A 16,918-nucleotide genomic window follows, 5' to 3' on the forward strand; every position below is an offset into this window, starting at 1 on the left:
GCTTATTCATAAAACAAGTGCGGTTAAATTTTTTCACATTTTTTGATCGTGAGAATTCTATTTTTAGATGTTACTATAAATAGGATTTATTATCATTATCAGTAACATTATAAAAATTAAGGGCTTTTTATGAACGAAACTCAGGTTATTTTGCCTATCACCGATCCTAATCGACCGGATTTTGCTTGGCTTAATGAAGACAGCAAACTGTTTTTGCAGCGTGGTTATCTATTGGAAGGCACTTCTGCCCTAGAGCGTATTCGCTTTATTGCCGAGTATGCCGAACAAAAATTGGGCATTGAAGGTTATGCAGAAAAATTTTATCACTACATGGCGCGCGGCTATTACTCGCTTTCTTCACCAATTTGGTCGAATTTCGGCTTGGATAGCGGGCTAAGTATTAGCTGCTTCGGTTCTTACATCGGCGATTCTATTAATGCCATTATGTCCACCGTGGCAGAAATCGGCGTGATGAGTAAGCTCGGCGGGGGCACATCAGGCTATTTTGGTGACATTCGTCCGCGCGGCTCCAACATTACCAATAACGGTAAATCCAACGGCTCCTTTGCTTTCACCAAACTGTTTGAGGCGACCATCGACACCATTAGCCAAGGCACCAGCCGTAAAGGTATGTTCGCTGGTTATATCGACATCGATCACGGTGATATTGAAGAATGGTTAGATATTCACACCGAGGGCAACCCGATCCAACTCATGTATTACGGCGTTTGTGTCAGTCATGAATGGTTGGAAAGCATGAAAGCCGGCGATCCGTACAAACGCCAAATTTGGGCAAAATTGTTACAACGTAAGACAGAAACGGGCATTCCATATATTTTCTTTAAAGACAACGCCAATGCGGGACGCCCGGACGTGTATAAAGATCGCAATATGATGATTCACGCATCTAATTTATGTAGCGAAATCGCTCTACCATCCAGCGAAGATGAAAGTTTCGTGTGCTGTTTGTCTTCGATGAATCTACTCTATTTTGACGAATGGAAAGACACCGATGCACCGGAGGTGCTGACTTATTTCTTGGATATAGTCATGAGTGAATTTATCGCGCAAAGCGCCAATATTCAATTTATGAACAAAGCCAATAAATTTGCCCGTCGTCACCGCGCTTTGGGCTTAGGTGTGTTGGGGTGGCATAGTTATTTGCAGTCAAAAAACATGGCTTTTGACAGTTTTGAAGCCATGCAGCACAACAATATGATTTTTAAATTGTTACAAGAAAAAACCTTGAAAGCCTCTAAGGAACTGGCACAGCGTTTCGGTGAGCCTGAAATTCTGAAAGGTTACGGCCGCCGCAACACCACACTTATGAGCGTGGCACCGACAAAATCCAGTAGCTTTATTTTAGGCAGCGTTTCGCCATCCATTGAGCCATTTAAATCCAATTATTACGTGAAAGATTTGTCCAAAATTAAAGTGGTTTATAAAAACCCCTTCTTGGAAGCCTTGCTTAAACGTAAAGGGCTGGATCGCGATGACATTTGGGAAAGTATTTTGCTTAACGATGGCTCGGTGCAACATTTAACGGAATTAACGGAAGATGAGAAAGAAGTCTTCAAAACTTTCTCGGAAATCAGCCAGCTTTCTGTGATTCAACAAGCAGCGCAACGTCAGAAATATATCGACCAAGGGCAAAGCGTGAATATTATGGTGCATCCCGCAACGCCGGCAAAAGACCTAAATCAGCTTTACCTCACTGCTGAAGAACTGGGTTTAAAATCCATTTATTACCAATACAGCATGAGTGCGGCGCAAGTGTTCAATCGAAACCTATTGAATTGCAGTAGCTGTGAAGGTTAAAAAACGCTGAAAAATTTCACCGCACTTTTCATCCGATTAAAACAACGATGGCGCGGCTTTCTAGCTCGTGCCAAATTTTATAAAACAGGTTGGTAGCCTGCCATTAATAATATATAAATCACGAGGATTACAAAATGAATGCCACCCAAAAACGCAGCTTGTTTATTCCACGCTTTGAAATTAAACCTTACGAATATCCGGAACTTTTAGAATTTAAAGACGCCATTCGCCACTCTTATTGGTTACACACGGAATTTAACTTCACCGGAGATATTCAGGATTTCCGTACACATATCAGCGATGTGGAACGCACCGTTATCACCAAAACCATGTTGGCGATTTCACAAATTGAAGTGAGCGTCAAACGTTTCTGGGGCAATTTATATAACTACTTCCCAAAGCCGGAAATTGAAGATGTGGGCGGCAGTTTTCTTGAATCGGAAATTCGTCATAAAGACGCTTACTCGTTCTTGTTAGAAAAATTAGGTCTTAATGAAATGTTCCTTAATGTGCGCCAATACAAAGCCATCATGGCGCGTATTGAATATATGGAAGCCTTTATGCGTAGAAAAGACGTTAGCCAACAAGACTTCGTATTATCGTTAATCATGTTTTCCCTATTTGTGGAACACATTTCCTTATTCAGCCAATTTGTCATCATGATGAGCTTCAATAAACATAAAAATCTATTCAAAGGCATTTCCAACGCCGTGGAAGCTACCTCTAAAGAAGAGGAAATCCACGGTCGTTTCGGTATTACCCTTTATGGCATCTTGCGTGAAGAGCAACCTGAATTATTCACCGATGCTTTCTTCACCGAGCTCAAAGAACTTGCCGACCAAGCCTTTATGGCCGAAAAAGAAATTTTGAATTGGATTTTTGAAGACGGCGAATTGGATTTTCTAAGCAAAGCCACCGTGGAAAACTATATTGCTAACCGATATAACAATTCGTTACAGGCGTTAGGGTTGGAACCGGTTTACAACATTAATCCGGAACAATTAAAAGAAACGGAATGGTTTGATATCGAAATTCTATCTACCAAAGAAACCGACTTTTTCAATAAACGCTCCACCGATTACAGCAAAAAAATGAAACAAATCACAGCGGAGGATTTGTTCTAAAGTAAACGAAAAGTGCGGTCCAAAAAATAAATGAATTTTTAACCGCACTTTGGATTTATTACAACACATTGAAAATGAGCAAAACTAAGCGCTTTTTCCTTTTTGCAAGGACTTTTCCCTAAAATGTGATCTCGATCTAATTTTATTTTAGGCGTATAATACCGCCCAGTTTTTTTAAGCATAATTGATATAAAGTTACGCAAAAATTAAAGTTTTTATAATACAAATAGTTATGGAGAATGTAATGTCTAGAAAGTTAAGAAGAACAAAAATTGTATGTACTATGGGACCTTCCACAGACCGCGGTAACAATTTAGAAAAAATTATTGCTGCTGGTGCGAACGTAGTGCGTATGAATTTTTCTCACGGTACACCGGAAGATCATATTGGTCGTGCAGAACGTGTTCGTGAAATCGCAAAAAGACTAGGCAAAACTGTTGCAATTTTAGGCGACTTGCAAGGTCCTAAAATTCGCGTATCAACATTCAAAGATGGCAAAATTTTCTTAAATGTCGGTGATAAATTTATCTTAGATGCAGAATTACCGAAAGGTGAAGGTACACAAGAAGTTGTTGGATTAGATTACAAAACCTTACCGCAAGATGTGGTTCCAGGCGATATCCTCTTATTGGATGACGGTCGCGTTCAATTAAAAGTGTTATCTACCGAAAACGCAAAAGTCTTCACGGAAGTTACTGTTGGTGGCCCATTATCAAATAACAAAGGGATCAACAAATTAGGCGGTGGTTTATCTGCTGACGCATTAACTGAGAAAGATAAAGCTGACATCATTACCGCTGCACGTATCGGTGTAGACTACCTCGCAGTGTCTTTCCCGCGTTCTAGTGCCGATTTGAACTACGCTCGTCAACTAGCCCAAGAGGCCGGTTTAAATGCCAAAATCGTTGCCAAAGTGGAACGTGCTGAAACCGTAGAATCTAACGAAGCCATGGATGATATCATTTTAGCGGCTGATGTCATCATGGTTGCCCGAGGTGACCTCGGTGTTGAAATCGGCGATCCGGAATTAGTCGCCGTGCAAAAGAAATTAATTCGTCGTTCCCGTCAATTAAACCGAGTGGTAATTACTGCAACACAAATGATGGAATCCATGATCAGCAATCCTATGCCAACCCGTGCGGAAGTTATGGACGTGGCGAATGCGGTATTGGATGGTACTGATGCGGTCATGCTTTCTGCGGAAACAGCTGCCGGTCAATACCCGGCTGAAACGGTTGCGACAATGGCAAAAGTTTGTTTAGGCGCAGAAAAAATGCCGGGTGCAAGCGTTTCTCATCACCGTATGAATGTTGAATTTGACGACATCGAAGAAACCATTGCCATGTCAACCATGTTTGCAGCTAACCATATGAAAGGCGTCACCGCCATTATTGCGATGAGTAGCAGTGGCCGTACACCGTTATTAATGTCCCGTATTAGTTCCGGTTTACCGATTTTTGCCTTATCCCGTAACCAAGAAACATTAAACTTGTGCGCATTATATCGCGGTGTAACTCCGGTCTTTTACAATGATGTTAGCCGTACAATGGAAGGTGCTCAAAAAGCAATTAGCGTGCTAAAAGACAAAGGTTTCTTAATGACCGGTGATATCGTGTTATTAACTCAAGGGGCTGAATTTAGCGAAAGTGGTACAAACACTTGCCGTATTCTGACCGTTGAATAATCGATTGTTATAAAACAAAAGGCTTGGAACATTTCTAAGCCTTTTTTATATTAATTATGTTGTCTTTATCGTGAATAAAATATTAACTCACTAAAAATATCTTATTTCCTGACCGCACTTTATTCTACGGCATTAAGCAACCAACTCGGTTTTCATATAAGTTAAACGATCTACGTTAGTAATAAAACGACTTAAGTCTTGCTCTTCCGGTTTGTGAACATAAGAAACCTCGCCCAATAACGGGGCATCAATTTTTTGTTTCAAGGTTTCGATCACTTCTGCGTAATGCCCTAATCCAGGGTTAATTCGATTAGCTACCCAACCCAACAACGGCAATCCTTTATCAATAATCGATTGCACTGTTAATAAAGCATGGTTGATACAACCTTCTTTAATGCCAACCACAACAACAACCGGCATATGATGCTCAGCAACCCAATCCGCAAAACTGTAATCTTTATTAATTGGTGTTAGCCACCCAAAAGAACCTTCAACAACAACGGATTGATATTTATCACGTAAATGAGCCAAGTCTTTATTTAATTTTTCAATATGAACCCGTTTACTGTCTTCTGTTAAGATAGGTATCGTATGTAAAAACGTATAGCTATTCACTTCTTCATAACTAACTTTTTCTTCTGTACTCGCCATTAACGTTAATACATCAGGATTATCTTTCGTGTCATAGTCGCTATTTTCAGATAAATTATGTGGCGGATAAATCATTTCATCCTGACCAAATGCAATGGGTTTATAGCCGACAACTTGCACACCCACTTTTTGCAAGGCCTGCATAATTGCCCGACTTACCACGGTTTTCCCTACATTTGTGTCAGTTCCGGTGACAAAAAAACTACTCATTAATATCCCCTTTTTCATACTTTTTCAAAATTCTAAGAGAATTTCTAATGAGTAGTATTGAGCTAAAACAAATTTGCTGAATTTATTTACAATTTATTCCAGTTGATCCAAATCGCTTAACAAAGTACCGTCATAAATTCCTTGTTTAATTGCAGCAGCGGCAACAACCGGACTATTCCATTCATATTTACCCATCACGACTTCTGCCACCTTTCCATGAGAAAAGTAAGTATTGAGTTTTTGATTAAGTTCTTCAAGCAAAATATCTTTAACCATCAACATACTGGAATTTAGCATAACTTTTTGAACTGAAAAAATGTGAAGAAGATTCATCAAAATATAGGCTAAACAATCCGTCAAATGATCCAAAATTCGCAGCGCCGTTTTGTCCTGTTGAAGAATACTCTCACATAAAAAACCGATTTTATCTGCATTCGTAGAAAAATGATTATTCGGATACAGTAAGTCAATGAGCTGAATTATGGCTCTATGCGTAATCTGATTTTTTACTTGATAACGCTCCACTTCCGGTAAATCACGATTAATTAGGGCTTGTAGCTCATTTAAGCGAGGAACGACTAAGTGATTAACATTAATTCGCTCATGTTCTCGATTAAATAAAATATTCCCTTCTGACAATACGTTAAAATTAACTTCATCATCTAATTGGATAAATAAAGCATCATCACAATTAATTGCATTACCTAAAGTTGATTCAGCTAATAACCACGTCTTAAAATACTCTGAAATTAAAATCGGGACATCAAAATAAGGCGAAAATAATGTTCTAAGATTTAATTGATTAAATCTCTGGCTTCCTAGTTTTATTAGATTTCCGTCTTTATCCAATTCCCCCCCAACAGTGACTGAAAATGTAATTAAATTTGATAATTCTTTCGTTTTATTAAGAAATTGTTCAATACTATTGACTAAAAACTCATCGAGCGTTGGCAATTTATTTGTTGATAGTAGGAAAATCTTTTGTTTAACAATAACACCATTAAGCTCACTAAGCGTGATTTCAAAACGATCTTCCATCAATGTGGCACATAAGGACTGCCAATAGATGGGAGAAACACATAACGCTATCGCTGGGCGTCCACGATTGTCTGTGTTACGCACTGTTTTTTCCATAATTAAATGCTTTTCTATGAGATCGCGAATAAGAGAAGTAATCGTCGCAGGAGCAAATCCGGAAAGTTTTGAAAGTTCAATACGGGAAATTTCTTCAAATTGTTCAATTAAACGGTAAATTCTGCCTAATTGAATTAGGCGTGAGGGTGTTTTTTCTTCCTTATTCATTCAATGCGTCCATACTTATTATCATAGTTAATTTGACGAACGTAGTTATACCAGTTAGCACTTTTTACTCAAGAAATTTGCTTTAAATCTGTGTCTCCTGTCACAAAAATAAAAACCAACTGATAGATTTTTGAAAATTTTCGAACTTGAGGTAAACTAACGCGGTTTCTAAAAATGCATTAATTCTGAGGTATATATGACAAAAATTGCATCAATTGTAGATGTACTACAAGGCAAAATTGCAATTGGCGAAAAAGTGACTGTACGTGGTTGGGTACGTACTCGTCGCGATTCCAAAGCAGGCCTATCCTTTCTCGCCATTTATGACGGTTCTTGCTTTGCTCCTATTCAAGCTATCGTAAATAATGATATCGTCAACTATGAATCTGAAGTATTACACTTAACAGCCGGCTGTTCTGTGATTGTCACCGGTACTGTTGTAGAATCCCCGGCAGAAGGTCAAGCGGTCGAATTACAAGCAGAAAGTGTTGAAGTCACCGGTTGGGTCGAAGATCCGGAAACCTATCCAATGGCGGCAAAACGTCATTCAATCGAATATTTACGCGAAGTCGCGCATCTACGTCCTCGAACCAATATCATTGGTGCTGTTGCGCGTGTACGTCACTGCTTGGCGCAAGCAATTCACCGTTTCTTCCACGAGCAAGGTTTTTATTGGGTTGCTACGCCATTAATCACCGCTTCCGATACGGAAGGTGCGGGCGAAATGTTCCGCGTATCTACGTTAGATTTAGAAAACTTACCGCGCACAGATAAAGGTGCGGTGGATTTTAGCCAAGATTTCTTCGGTAAAGAATCATTCTTAACCGTATCAGGTCAATTAAACGGTGAAACTTACGCTTGTGCCTTAAGTAAAATCTATACGTTTGGGCCAACGTTCCGTGCTGAAAACTCCAATACAACTCGCCACTTAGCCGAATTCTGGATGATTGAACCGGAAGTGGCTTTTGCAACACTCGCAGACAACGCAAAACTTGCCGAAGATATGTTGAAATATGTTTTCCGCGCAGTTTTAGCTGAGCGTCGTGATGATTTGGAATTCTTTGCTAAACATGTTGATGGTGATGTCATTAATCGTTTAGAACGTTTCATTCATTCCGATTTCGCCCAAGTAGATTACACCGATGCCATTGAGATTTTATTGAAATCCGGAAAAACCTTTGAATTCCCGGTTTCTTGGGGAATTGACCTTTCTTCCGAACATGAACGTTATTTGGCAGAAGAATATTTCAAATCGCCTGTTGTGGTAAAAAACTATCCAAAAGACATCAAAGCCTTCTATATGCGTTTAAACGATGACGGAAAAACTGTTGCAGCGATGGATGTGTTAGCACCGGGAATCGGTGAAATCATTGGTGGTTCACAACGTGAAGAACGTTTAGATGTGCTAGATAAACGCATGGAAGAAATGGGCTTAAATCCTGAAGATTATTGGTGGTACCGTGATTTACGCCGTTATGGCACTGTGCCGCACTCCGGCTTTGGTTTAGGTTTTGAACGGTTGATTGTTTATGTCACCGGTTTACAAAACATTCGTGATGTGATTCCATTCCCGCGAGCACCACGCAACGCAAACTTTTAATTTACGAGTAAATAAAATCGCCTTGTTGAATTAACGAGGCGATTTTTTTATAGCTAGAAAAACAGGTTTAAAATTGACCGCACTTTTGATGCTTTGAATAACAAAAAAGATAGCTAAGTGCGGTATCTTTTTTCAAAGTTTTTTAATCTGATGATCGAGCAACTATTTCACAATACGTAAGTGAGATGTTGATTTCCCTGCCTTTTTCGGTTTATCCGTTTTATCGACAGCTTTCTCAAATCCAATAGGCTGTTCTTCTGTTTGCTCCAGATGATCATAAGCCTCTTCAGGCTCAAACATCACCCCATCGCCATTCTCACGCGCATAAATTGCTAATGCTGCCCCCATTGGAATGTAAATATCCTGTGGCACGCCACGAAAACGGGCATTAAATTGAATAAAATCATTGGTTAACTGTAAATTTCCGGTGGCATTGGCAGACAAGTTCAATACAATTTGTCCATCTTTGACATACTCTACCGGCACTTTCACGCCCCAATAAGTGGCATCAACCACCAAATACGGTGTGAAATCATTATCGATCAACCAATCGTAATAAGCCCTTAACAAGTAAGGACGTTTCGGAGATGATTTATATTCCATTAAATCGCCTATTATTTTTCATCCATTAAGTTTTTCGGCGCTAATTCGCCCACGGATTGCAAGAAAGAATCGCGTTCAAAAATACGAGACATGTAGGCTTTCACTGCTTTGCTGCCAGCACCGCTGAACTCGACACCTAATTCCTGCATACGCCATAGTAACGGTGCCACATAGCAGTCAATTAAGCTAAATTCCTCACTCATAAAATAAGCGGTTTGATTAAAAATCGGTGCAATCGCAAGAATTTCTTCTTTCAATTGTTTTAAGGCATTCGCACGTTCAGTTTCGGAAGCCGCATTTTGCGCGCTTTCCAACGTTGGATACCAGTCTTGCTCAATACGTAACATCAATAAACGGCTTTTTCCACGAGCCACCGGATAAACCGGCATTAATGGCGGATGCGGGAAACGCTCGTCTAAATATTCCATAATAATGCGAGAATTAAACAGCACTAAATCACGATCGACTAGCGTAGGCACAGTACCGTACGGATTGAGTTCCATTAAATCTTCTGATAATGCTTGCGGATCTACAATTTCCGTTTCATAAGCTACGCCTTTCTCAGCCAACACAATACGCACTTGGTGACAATAAATATCGGTTTTATTTGAAAATAGCGTCATCACAGAACGTTTATTTGCAGAACTTGTCATCTATTCCTCCGACGACTTGGTAATAATTGAAATATTCAACCGATATGCCTCATATCGGGAAAAATGGTCGACTATTCTAGCATAAAGCGTCATGTCTTTTCCAAGAAAAGGCATGATATTTTATTTTTAATAAGCATAAAAAAATCCGTTTTATAAAAAACGGATTTTTCTTTTTCAAATACGAATAAGTAAAATCAATGAGTTCTCTTATTTCCACTTATCGGCAGCTGCATAATCACTGTCGCGGCCTTCAATCCAACGCTCCCCTTTTTCGGTTTGTTCTTTTTTCCAAAAAGGCGCTTGGTTTTTTAAATAATCCATAATAAATTCATTTGCGTGATAAGCATCGCCACGATGCGCAGAAGCTGTTCCCACCAACACAATTTCATCACCGGTATTCAATTCACCTACACGATGGATGATAGAAATCTTTTGTAAATCCCACCGCACTTTTGCCTGTTGAGCAATATCCATCAACGCTTTATGGGTCATCGCCGGATAATGTTCCAAATACAAACTACTGACTTCATCCCCTAAGTTCATATCACGCACTTTGCCCACAAACATTACTGTAGCACCAACCGAATTTTCTTCACTTAACCAGCGATAAACGGCATTTTGGTCGAACGTCTGCTCTTGCACGGAAATTTGAATATCGTTCATTTAGCCCCCGGTCACCGGTGGGAAAAACGCAATTTCATCACCATTTTTGACCGCACTTTCTAACGGCATTAAGGTTTGATTGATGGCCACCAAAAGTTTATCCGATTGCAATGCCAACGCCCATTTATCACCTTTCGCCGCAAGATGTTGACGTAATTCTTCTACCGTGGCGAAATTTTCGTTCACTTCAATGGCATCCAAACCGATTAATTCTCGAGTTTGAGCAAAAAATAAAACACGTAACATTATTTCTCCTCCGCAATAAAATGCCCGGATTTTCCACCGCTCTTTTCTAACAAACGTACCGTTTCAATCACCATGTCTTTTTGCACCGCTTTACACATATCGTAAATGGTTAATGCGGCAACGCTTGCGGCAGTTAATGCTTCCATTTCTACTCCGGTTTTACCGCTTAATTTGCACAGGCTTTCAATGCGCACTTGATTGGTTTCAGGAAGTGCGGTCAAACTCACTTCGACTTTTGAAAGTAAAAGAGGATGGCACAACGGAATCAATTCCCAAGTGCGTTTCGCCGCTTGAATACCGGCAATTCGAGCGGTAGCAAACACATCGCCCTTGTGGTGTTGTCCAGAGAGGATCATTTGTAAGGTTTCCGGCGCCATACGAATATAGGCTTCAGCACGCGCCTCGCGAACGGTGTCAGCTTTGGCGGAAACATCCACCATATTCGCCTCGCCATTCGCATTAATATGAGTAAATGTGGTCATGATAATTTAAAAGTGCGGTTGGTTTTCTTGATGTTTTCAGTATCGGCGTAAATTAACCGCCGATACTGGCTAAATGATTACGCACGCCGCTATCGCCGACATGCAGATAATGGTGTTCACGCTTACCTTGTAACGCAGAGAAAATTCTTGATTGCAAAAGCATTTGTTGTTCATCAGATTGTAACAAATCACGCAAATCAATCCCTTCTTCACCAAATAAGCAAAGGTGCAATTTCCCTTTGGCAGAAACTCTCAAACGGTTACAGCTGGCGCAGAAATTTTTCTCATAAGGCATGATTAAGCCGATTTCACCCATATAATCCGGGTGACGGAAAACTTTTGCCGGGCCATCAGAACGATTTTTTATCTGCAACTGCCAGCCGTCTTGCAAAAGTTTCTGTTCTAAAATCTGTCCCGATAAATGATGTTTTTGGAAGAAAGAATTCATTTCACCGGTTTGCATCAACTCGATGAAACGCATTTGAATCGGCTTATTTTTAATCCATGCCAAGAAACCGGAAAAGTCTTTATCATTCAAATCTTTCATTAATACAGAATTGACTTTGACTTTTTGATAGCCACATTCAAAAGCGCGATCAATACCACGCATAATGTCATCAAACTTATCGACACCGGTAATACGCTGGAACATTCTTGCATCTAGGCTATCCACACTGACGTTAATAGACGTCACACCGACTTGTTTCCAAGCAGCGACATCTTTAAGCAACCGAAAACCGTTTGTGGTCAGTGCGATTTGTTTGATACCATCAATGCCACGAATGCTTTCGACAATTGGCAGGAAGTCTTTACGTAAGGTCGGTTCGCCACCGGTAATACGGACTTTTTCCGTTCCCATCAGCGCAAAGCTACTGACCAAGCGATGAATTTCGTCCAAGGTTAAAAAACTCGGCTTATTAGGTTCAGGCTGATAGCCGTCAGGTAGGCAATAATTGCAACGGAAATTACACATATCGGTAATCGACAGTCGCAAATAGTAGTATTCACGCTGGAACGAATCAACGAGTTGAGCCGCGCCAACATTTTTGATTGGAATGGTTTGCATTTGACACCTTTCTAAAAACGGAGAGGATAAATCGTTTCCAACGTATCCCTGAATAATACCGACTTCGTATTATTGGCATTACCACCCTATTTTGTGTTCAACACATTGTGCGCAAAACGTAGGTGAGTAAGCTCGGAGTTACATGCGGTTAATAAATTTTGCAGCATTGTAAAAGATTCACGAAAACAAAAGCAATCAATTAATTTGATCTAGGTTATAAATTCATAAAATTCTTTAAAATCAATTATATATAAATTTATATAGCGTTAATAAAACGCCCAAAAACAATGACTAATATACCTAATAATAATTACCAATCTGTACAGGCTCATAAAGCAGGTTATAATTGCGCACGAAAATTGATAAGGGAAATAAGATGGCGGATTTTAAAGGATATCAACAATACGAAAATTTAAGCACACTCAAAAAAGTCGTCGCTATTGGTGGTGGGCATGGACTCGGCCGCGTGGTGTCTTCTTTAAGTTTTTTGAAAGAACGTCTTACCGCCATTGTTACCACCACCGATAACGGCGGTTCAACCGGCCGAATTCGTACCAATCAAGGTGGCATTGCCTGGGGAGACTTACGTAACTGCTTAAATCAAATCATCACGGAACCAAGCACCGCCTCCGCATTGTTTGAATATCGTTTTGGTGGCAACGGCGAATTGGCGGGGCATAACCTCGGCAATCTCATGCTCAAAGCCCTAGAAGATATGCATATTCGCCCAACGGAAGCCGTCAATCTCATTCGCGAATTATTGCATGTAAAATCTTTTATTGTCCCGATGTCGGAACAATCGGTACACCTCGCGGCGGTATTAAACGGCGGCAACAGCGTTGTTGGTGAAGTCAGCGTCGATAGCTTAACTGAGCTACCCAAATCCATTTTTCTGGTGCCTTACGTCACCGCCACACCGGAAGCAATTCAAGCGCTAAAAGAAGCTGAGCTGATTTTATTTGGCCCCGGTAGTTTCCTCACCAGCATTATGCCGCCTATTCTTCTACCGGAAATTACCGAACAACTTCGACAAAGCGAAGCAAAAAAGATCTTTATTGATAATTTAGGTATTGAGCACAGCCCGGCCTCCAGTCTTTCTCTTGCTGATCGCATTCACTGGATCAATGAAACCGTTGGTCAACCTATCATCGATGGTGCAATTGTGCCCTTTAATGCCGTACAAAATAGCCAACCTATGGAGATCAAAATCCTAGCGGGTCGCCTTAATGCAGACGATATTTCCTATCGCCACGATCGCGCTCTCCTCTGCTCCGCTATCAACGAACTCCTAGGCGAACTCTTAGAATCGCCGGAAGAAGAACATTCCGAACCCACCTCGCTTTAATAAAAAAAGCCTTTCCGTTTGGAAAGGCTTTTATATTTAATCAAGCAAATTATTTTTTCTTCGCTTTTGGATTTGGTAAGTCGGTGACGGAACCTTCGAAGACTTCGGCCGCTAAACCGACAGATTCGTGTAAGGTTGGATGTGCGTGGATGGTCAACGCGATGTCTTCCGCATCACAGCCCATTTCGATCGCTAAACCGATTTCACCTAACAATTCACCTGCGTTGGTACCTACAATAGCTCCACCTAATACGCGATGAGTATCTTTATCGAAAATCAGTTTCGTCATACCATCGGCACAGTCAGAGGCAATCGCACGACCGGAAGCCGCCCACGGGAAGTTCGCCACTTCATAGTTCAAGCCTTCCGCTTTACATTCTTTCTCAGTTTTACCCACCCATGCCACTTCAGGCTCGGTATAGGCAATAGAAGGAATCACTTTCGGATCGAAATAGTGTTTTTTGCCTGCAATCACTTCAGCGGCAACGTGACCTTCGTGAACACCTTTATGGGCTAACATTGGTTGACCAACTATATCACCGATAGCAAAAATGTGAGAAACATTGGTACGCATTTGTTTGTCGGTACGAATGAAACCTCGTTCATCAACGTTGACGCCAGCTTTTTCTGCATCAAGCAATTTACCGTTTGGTGTACGACCGATAGCCACTAATACGGCATCGTAACGTTTGGTGATGTTGCCAGCTTTACCTTCCATAGACACATGGATGCCGTCTTCTTTCGCTTCTACGGCAGTCACTTTGGTTTCAAGCATTAAATTGAATTTTTGCTCAATACGTTTAATGAAGATTTTAACGATATCTTTGTCTGCAGCAGGAATCACTTGGTCGAACATTTCAACCACATCAACTTTAGAACCTAACGCTTGGTAAACGGTCCCCATTTCCAAACCGATGATACCACCGCCCATGATTAACAATTCTTTTGGCACTTCACGCAATGCAAGCGCATCCGTAGAATCCCAAACTCGTGGATCGTGGTGTGGAATAAATGGTAATTCAATTGGACGAGAACCCGCCGCGATAATCGCATTATCAAATTTCACGTTAGTGACATTACCGTCTTTGTCAGTTACCGCTAAAGTATGGGAATCAGCAAATTTAGCTTCACCTTGCACCACTTGCACTTTACGCATTTTTGCCATACCGGCTAAACCACCGGTTAAGCGAGAAACCACGCCTTCTTTACCGGCACGGATTTTATCTAAATCAATAGTTGGTTCAGTAAAAACAACGCCGTGATGTTCAACGTGTTTAGCTTCTTCAATAATTTTTGCAACGTGTAATAACGCTTTAGACGGAATACAACCTACGTTTAAACAAACGCCGCCCAAAGTAGAATAACGTTCAACGATGACTGTTTCTAAGCCCAAGTCAGCACAACGGAATGCAGCGGAATAACCTGCCGGACCTGCGCCAAGCACAACCACTTGGGTTTTCACTTCTTTACTCATTTTGTCTCCTTAAAAATGCGATTTTTTTATGATCGCACTTCATTTAATCAAGCGCTAAAAATTTTAAAATGCCTCTCTCAAATGAGAGAGGCACAATAAATTACATAATTAAACGACGTAAATCTGCCAACACAGAACCGATGTAGCTAATGAAGCGTGCACCGTCGGCACCGTCAATAACACGGTGGTCGAATGACAAGGAAATCGGAAGAATTAAGCGCGGTGCGAAATCTTTACCGTTCCATACAGGTTCCATTGAAGATTTGGATACACCTAAAATCGCCACTTCAGGCGCATTCACGATTGGCGCAAAGTGAGTTGTACCCAAACCACCGATACTGGAGATGGTGAAACAACCACCTTGCATATCAGATGCCGTTAATTTACCGTCACGGGCTTTTTTAGACACTTCCGCTAATTCACGAGAAAGCTCGATAATGCCTTTTTTATTCACATCTTTGAATACCGGTACAACCAAACCGTTTGGTGTATCTACCGCTACGCCGATGTTGATGTATTTTTTCAAGATCAAGCGCTGTGCATCTTCAGTGATAGAACTGTTGAAACGAGGATACGCTTCTAATGCTTTAGCAACCGCTTTCATAATGAACACAACCGGGGTGATTTTCACGCCAAGTTTTTGTTTTTCGGCTAACGCATTTTGTTCTTTACGGAAAGCTTCCAATTCGGTGATATCCGCTTTATCGAAATGAGTAACGTGTGGAATCATAACCCAGTTACGATGTAAGTTCGCACCGGAAATCTTGTTGATACGGCTTAATTCTACTTCTTCGATTTCACCAAACTTGCTGAAATCCACTTTTGGCCATGGTAACAAGCCTAAACCTGCGCCATTTGCAGCACCAGCAGCCACCGAAGAACCACTTTCTAATGCTTTCACTGCCGCTTTTACATAAGCTTGAACGTCTTCTTTTAAGATACGACCTTTACGACCAGTACCTTTCACTTTATCTAAGTTCACGCCGAACTCACGTGCAAGACGACGAATCACCGGTGTGGCGTGTGCAAAACTTTTCGCAGAAGTGACATCAGCATCAGATGCAGTCGCTGCCGGCGCAGAAGGTGCGGCAGCTGGCGCAGCTACCTGTGCCGGTGCAGCAGCTTGTGGTGCAGCTGCAGCAACCGGTGCGGCACCTGCCACTTCAAATTTCATAATTAATGAACCGGTAGAGACTTTGTCCCCCGCTTTCACTAAAATTTCTTTAACAACACCCGCAAATGGTGCTGGCACTTCCATCGAAGCTTTGTCACCTTCAACGGTAATTAATGACTGATCTTCTGTGATGCTATCGCCCACTTTTACCATAATTTCAGTCACGTTAACTTCGTCACCGCCGATATCAGGGACATTCACCTCTTTCACACCACCGGCAACCTGTGCTGCAGGTGCGGCAGCAGGCGCAGATGCCGCTGCTGCTGAAGCAGACGCACTGCCGGCAACTTCAAAGCGCATAATCAATGTGCCGGTAGACACTTTATCGCCCGCTTTAATAATAATTTCTTTCACGATACCGGCAACAGGTGCTGGCACTTCCATAGACGCTTTATCGCCTTCAACGTTAATAATGGATTGATCCACTTCAACACGATCGCCTACGTTGACCATAACATCGGTAACGTTGACTTCATCAGAACCGATATCCGGCACGTTCACATCAACTACTTGTGCAGTAGTCGGCGCAGCGGCAGGTGCTGCGGCCGGTTGAGCAGCTTGTGCAGGCGCTGCATCAGCGCTATCTAATACCAACATAGGCGTACCGGTGGTCACTTTATCTCCCACTTTCACTAACACTTCTTTAACCACGCCTGCTTCAGGTGCCGGCACTTCCATCGATGCTTTATCACCTTCAACATTGATGATGGATTGATCCGCAGTAATCGTATCTCCAACTTTTACCATCACTTCGGTAACGGTCACTTCATCACTACCGATATCCGGGATTTGAATTTGTTTAGCCATTTCTTTTTACCTTTTA

15 protein-coding genes and 1 riboswitch are annotated in these 16,918 nt (G+C 41.4%); of the genes, 5 read left to right on the forward strand and 10 right to left on the reverse strand.

From position 1 onward, the window contains the following. The first annotated feature begins 129 nt into the window (after window positions 1-129). The 3 genes from LQ983_RS01010 to pyk all read left to right on the forward strand — a co-directional run bounded on the left by LQ983_RS01010 (window position 130) and on the right by pyk (window position 4,626). Window positions 130-1,818 carry a ribonucleoside-diphosphate reductase subunit alpha gene (locus tag LQ983_RS01010; protein WP_230621325.1) on the forward strand — a complete coding sequence of 563 codons (1,689 nt, stop codon included), beginning with the start codon at window positions 130-132 and terminating at the stop codon, window positions 1,816-1,818. Between the two features lie 134 nt (window positions 1,819-1,952). Beyond that, a complete protein-coding gene (locus LQ983_RS01015) occupies window positions 1,953-2,942 on the forward strand; it encodes a ribonucleotide-diphosphate reductase subunit beta (RefSeq protein WP_230621326.1) in 990 nt (329 codons plus the stop codon). Between the two features lie 244 nt (window positions 2,943-3,186). Then, complete coding sequence (gene pyk / locus LQ983_RS01020) at window positions 3,187-4,626, forward strand: pyruvate kinase (RefSeq protein ID WP_230621327.1); 1,440 nt, start codon at window positions 3,187-3,189, stop codon at window positions 4,624-4,626. A gap of 132 nt (window positions 4,627-4,758) precedes the next feature. Here pyk and bioD read toward each other — a convergent pair whose 3' ends face one another. Beyond that, complete coding sequence (gene bioD, locus LQ983_RS01025; RefSeq protein ID WP_230621328.1) at window positions 4,759-5,487, reverse strand: dethiobiotin synthase; 729 nt, start codon at window positions 5,485-5,487, stop codon at window positions 4,759-4,761. Window positions 5,488-5,580: 93 nt separating this feature from the next. After that, window positions 5,581-6,789, reverse strand: a complete 1,209-nt coding sequence (locus LQ983_RS01030) for an ROK family protein (protein WP_230621329.1) — start codon at window positions 6,787-6,789, stop codon at window positions 5,581-5,583. A 196-nt stretch (window positions 6,790-6,985) separates the two neighbouring features. Between LQ983_RS01030 and asnS the strand changes: the two genes are divergently transcribed. Next, complete coding sequence (asnS, locus tag LQ983_RS01035) at window positions 6,986-8,389, forward strand: asparagine--tRNA ligase (protein WP_230621330.1); 1,404 nt, start codon at window positions 6,986-6,988, stop codon at window positions 8,387-8,389. Between the two features lie 162 nt (window positions 8,390-8,551). On the opposite strand, the gene LQ983_RS01040 is transcribed toward asnS, so the two are convergent. From LQ983_RS01040 to moaA, 6 genes are all read right to left on the reverse strand, one after another. Then, a complete protein-coding gene (locus LQ983_RS01040) occupies window positions 8,552-8,992 on the reverse strand; it encodes a ClpXP protease specificity-enhancing factor (protein ID WP_230621331.1) in 441 nt (146 codons plus the stop codon). Window positions 8,993-9,003: 11 nt separating this feature from the next. Then, window positions 9,004-9,645, reverse strand: a complete 642-nt coding sequence (gene sspA, locus LQ983_RS01045; RefSeq protein WP_230621332.1) for a stringent starvation protein SspA — start codon at window positions 9,643-9,645, stop codon at window positions 9,004-9,006. Between the two features lie 207 nt (window positions 9,646-9,852). Next, on the reverse strand, window positions 9,853-10,308 hold the full coding sequence (moaE, locus tag LQ983_RS01050; protein ID WP_230621333.1) for a molybdopterin synthase catalytic subunit MoaE: 456 nt from the start codon (window positions 10,306-10,308) through the stop codon (window positions 9,853-9,855). Further along, entirely contained in the window at window positions 10,309-10,554 is a 246-nt protein-coding gene (gene moaD, locus LQ983_RS01055; RefSeq protein ID WP_048750413.1) for a molybdopterin synthase sulfur carrier subunit, read from the reverse strand. Beyond that, window positions 10,554-11,036 carry a cyclic pyranopterin monophosphate synthase MoaC gene (moaC, locus tag LQ983_RS01060; RefSeq protein ID WP_162540452.1) on the reverse strand — a complete coding sequence of 161 codons (483 nt, stop codon included), beginning with the start codon at window positions 11,034-11,036 and terminating at the stop codon, window positions 10,554-10,556. Before moaC ends, moaD begins: the two co-directional genes overlap by 1 nt. A 52-nt stretch (window positions 11,037-11,088) precedes the next feature. Beyond that, window positions 11,089-12,102 (reverse strand): GTP 3',8-cyclase MoaA, encoded by a 1,014-nt coding sequence (moaA, locus tag LQ983_RS01065; protein ID WP_230621334.1) that lies wholly within the window; start codon window positions 12,100-12,102, stop codon window positions 11,089-11,091. After that, window positions 12,091-12,252: riboswitch (molybdenum cofactor riboswitch) on the reverse strand. Its footprint overlaps the gene before it by 12 nt. 226 nt (window positions 12,253-12,478) lie before the next feature. On the opposite strand from moaA, the gene yvcK reads away from it, so the two are divergent. Further along, the gene (gene yvcK, locus LQ983_RS01070; protein ID WP_230621335.1) at window positions 12,479-13,447 is read left to right on the forward strand and encodes a uridine diphosphate-N-acetylglucosamine-binding protein YvcK; all 969 of its coding nucleotides are present in this window, start codon (window positions 12,479-12,481) and stop codon (window positions 13,445-13,447) included. Window positions 13,448-13,496: 49 nt separating this feature from the next. Here the strand turns inward: yvcK and lpdA are convergent, their stop codons facing one another. Together lpdA and aceF are read right to left on the reverse strand one after the other, a co-directional pair. Continuing rightward, on the reverse strand, window positions 13,497-14,921 hold the full coding sequence (lpdA, locus tag LQ983_RS01075) for a dihydrolipoyl dehydrogenase (RefSeq protein ID WP_230621336.1): 1,425 nt from the start codon (window positions 14,919-14,921) through the stop codon (window positions 13,497-13,499). A gap of 100 nt (window positions 14,922-15,021) precedes the next feature. Beyond that, window positions 15,022-16,902, reverse strand: a complete 1,881-nt coding sequence (gene aceF / locus LQ983_RS01080; RefSeq protein ID WP_230621337.1) for a pyruvate dehydrogenase complex dihydrolipoyllysine-residue acetyltransferase — start codon at window positions 16,900-16,902, stop codon at window positions 15,022-15,024. Window positions 16,903-16,918: the final 16 nt, after the last annotated feature.

It is taken from the genome of Aggregatibacter sp. Marseille-P9115, from assembly GCF_920939465.1.
GTDB classification, from domain to species: Bacteria; Pseudomonadota; Gammaproteobacteria; order Enterobacterales; family Pasteurellaceae; genus Aggregatibacter; species Aggregatibacter segnis_B.